Source organism: Dietzia sp. HMSC21D01, from assembly GCF_001815995.1.
GTDB classification, from domain to species: domain Bacteria; phylum Actinomycetota; class Actinomycetes; order Mycobacteriales; family Mycobacteriaceae; genus Dietzia; species Dietzia cinnamea.
The window spans coordinates 1-1,584 of record NZ_KV823827.1 but is presented as its reverse complement, the minus strand read 5'-3'; the positions used below and the strand labels follow the sequence as shown (position 1 = coordinate 1,584).

Sequence of the window (1,584 nt, the reverse complement as noted above, 5' to 3'; positions counted from 1 at the left end):
GATCAACGCACTCTAAATCCGGAAGCGCCCCTTTACGCCGACCCTGGGAGTGGGGGCGGGTTTGGGTTCCGGCTGATTTTTATGTGCTTCGCAGAATTTGCGAATGTGTCGCAGGAAATGCGAATCCTGATGAAGGACCGCAGGTCAGAGCAGTAGTTCGCATACTGTCTGCGGCCCGGGTTCGCCATGTCGGACAGACCTCGGATCATCTGCGCGATGCGCACCTGCTCGCAGGTCAGGCGCAGCCCGAGTTCGAACGAGCTGCGAGCCATTCGGGGAGGTGTCGAGTTCGCACAATCGACACCTCGACACCTTTTACTTGTCATAACGTCCGGTTAGCGGCGTTTGAAACTAGCGACTGGGGCAACGTAGCGCTAGCGTCGCCTAGCTCGCAGTATGCGCCCGGCTTGAGGGTTTTCTCGTGGGTGTGGGGCAGATTCCGGGGGAAGGTCCATGAACGCCGGATCCTGGGACGGGTCCTCGCGGATCCACTGCACCTGGCCCGGCGTTCGGGGATCCAGGTCGATGGTGTGAACGGTTCCCTCGGGTAGTTCAGCTGTCAGGGTGGCGTCGGCGATCCACTTGGTTCCGTCTGCGGTCTCGACTCGGTCGGCTCGCCGCCTGTGGGATTGCACAATGGCAGTGATTGAGTCGTCCAAGACTGGGATTAGGTCGCCGTCGATGAGTTCACGCACCGGATATTGGTCTGGGTCGATGTGCACGAATCCGTACTGGGGATGGTCGTGAACCGAGTGGTGTGGGTAGGTGCATACGAACAGGCGGCCCTCGTAGTCGATCGTGTAGTCCCCGCCTTCGGTGGTCACACGGTGCACACTCAGCTCGGTTGGGCCGAGTCGGGCGCAGCGCACGATCTCCTCCGGGGAGGTGATCCAGCACCCGTCGCGGTCAGCATGGACCCTGCGCGACCACTTGTCTGGTGGTGGTTCGATCGACAGTGGTAGGAGGTATTCCACGACCTGAGGTGGGGAGTGGGAGGTATCCACGTGCAGAAGTAGGGGATTGGCCCGATCCATGACCCACACGTCGGTGCCGGTGACAGTTACTGCCCCGGCCTCGAAGTCGGTCACGTCATCGGGGACGGCATCGAGGTCGAGATCCACCAGGACGCCTGTTTCTTGGACCGGATCGTCGTTGGTATAGATCCGCCTCCAGTTTGGCCAGTAGCGATCGGGTGACGGGCCCAGGTCGCGTAGTTGGGCGGTGCCGGTGATTGGGCGGGGTCCGGCATCAGTGGCCCGGAACTGTTCCTCCACTAGTTGCAGTCGCCGTATCTTGCCGGTCATCACGCCGGGGTGACCTGCCACCGCTCGCACGAAATCGGGAATCAGACGCCCGGTGAGGTGGATTCGCCCGCTCACCGGGCGATCGTGCGACCAGTAGGCGGTCCAGCCGTCGCCGAGCACTTCGAAATGCCAGAGCAGTGTCGCGTCGTTGTAAGGATGGGGCTGCGGGGCGTGCCCCCACCGCGGGCGAACAGTGACGGGGGCAGTGAAAGCGCCGGGGGCGCGTGGATCGCGCTCGGTGATGAACACAGGCACAAGGCTGATGACATCACCGATACGC

General features: G+C 62.4%; 1 pseudogene. It reads right to left on the bottom strand.

What is annotated here, in order from left to right:
• Positions 1-374: 374 nt before the first annotated feature.
• Positions 375-1,584: pseudogene (locus HMPREF3086_RS18450) on the bottom strand (hypothetical protein); the annotation flags it as partial.